Here is a 1,685-nt window from a genome sequence, read left to right on the forward strand (position 1 = left end):
ACACCGACGAGTTCACGAAGCGGAACCTGACCAAGGTCGGCTACGAGCAGAACCCCCTCGAGGACGAGTCGCTGTCGGACTTCCAGGTCCACGAGGTCGCCATGGCCACCCTCACCCGGGGTGCCCTGGAGGAGACCGGCCTGTCGAAGAAGGACGCGGAGCGGGCGAAGAACATGTTCGCCCTCGGCCTGCTGTCGTGGATGTATCACCGCCCGCACGAGGGCACCGAGCGGTTCCTGCGGGAGAAGTTCGCGAAGCGCCCCGACATCGCCGAGGCCAACATCCTGGCCTTCCGCGCCGGGCACGCCTACGGCGAGACCACCGAGGCGTTCGCGGTGACCTACGAGGTCGCCCCGGCCAAACTCGCCCCGGGCACGTATCGGCAGATCACCGGGAACACGGCGATGTCCTACGGGATCGTGGCGGCGGGCAGGGTCACCGGGCTGCCGGTGTTCCTCGGCGCCTACCCGATCACGCCCGCGAGCGACATTCTTCACGAGCTGTCCAAGCACAAGGCGTTCGGTGTGACCACGTTCCAGGCCGAGGACGAGATCGCCGGCGTCGGCGCCGCCCTCGGCGCCTCGTTCGGCGGGGTCCTGGGTGTCACCGCCACGTCCGGCCCGGGTATCGCCCTGAAGGCCGAGACCATCGGTCTCGCGGTCGCCCTCGAGCTGCCGCTGCTGGTCATCGACGTGCAGCGCGGCGGGCCGTCGACGGGGTTGCCGACCAAGACCGAGCAGGCGGACCTGTTGCAGGCCATGTTCGGCCGCAACGGCGAGGCGCCGCTGCCGGTGATCGCCCCGCAGTCGCCGGGTGACTGTTTCCACGCCGCGGTCGAGGCCGCCGCCATGAGCGTGAAGTACCGGACCCCGGTCATGGTGCTCTCCGACGGGGCGCTGGCCAACGGGTCCGAGCCGTGGAAGGTCCCGGACGCCTCCACCCTCGAGCCGGTCGATCCCGGGTTCGCGACCGAGCCCAACGCCCCGGACGGGTCCGCGGAGTTCTGGCCCTATCTGCGTGACCCCGAGACCCTGGCCCGGCCGTGGGCGGTGCCGGGTACCCCGGGGTTGGAGCACCGCATCGGTGGCCTGGAGAAGGCCGACGGGCGCGGCTCGATCTCCTACGACCCGGACAACCACGACCGGATGATGCGGCTGCGCCAGGCCAAGATCGACGGCATCGAGGTCCCCGACCTGGTCGTCGACGACCCGTCGGGCGAGGCCGAGGTCCTCGTCGTCGGCTGGGGCTCCACCTACGGCCCCATCGTCGCCGGCGCGCGCCGGGTGCGCGGGATGGGCCACGCCATCGCCACCGTGCACATCCGCAACCTCAACCCGATGCCGGCCAACCTCGGCGACATCCTCCGCAGGTACAAGACCGTGCTGGTCCCCGAGATGAACCTCGGCCAGCTCGTCCTGCTGCTGCGCGGGAAGTTCCTGGTCGACGCCAAGAGCTACACCAAGGTCTCCGGGCTGCCGTTCAAGGCCGAGGAGCTGCAGGACGTGTTCCTCGACTACCTCACCGGCACCCACCCCAACACCAGCGCACGTACCAGCACCGGCACCACCAACGGAGCGATGGCATGAGCACCGACCTCGGTCTCCCGTCCATCGGTGGCCTCGATCTCGTCCCGCACACCGACGAGAAGCAGACCGCCAAGGACTACACCTCCGACCAGGAGGTCC

At 69.9% G+C, this 1,685-nt stretch carries 1 protein-coding gene; it reads left to right on the plus strand.

Features of this window, described 5'->3' with window-relative positions; translation table 11 throughout:
- Nucleotides 1–1,586, plus strand: a 1,586-nt coding sequence (locus ABD324_RS35815) for a 2-oxoacid:acceptor oxidoreductase subunit alpha (protein ID WP_344427924.1), incomplete at its 5' end; no start/stop codon positions are given.
- Nucleotides 1,587–1,685 lie beyond the last annotated feature (99 nt).

The sequence above is a fragment of the Pseudonocardia ailaonensis genome (assembly GCF_039531635.1).
In the GTDB taxonomy this organism is placed as follows: domain Bacteria; phylum Actinomycetota; class Actinomycetes; order Mycobacteriales; family Pseudonocardiaceae; genus Pseudonocardia; species Pseudonocardia ailaonensis.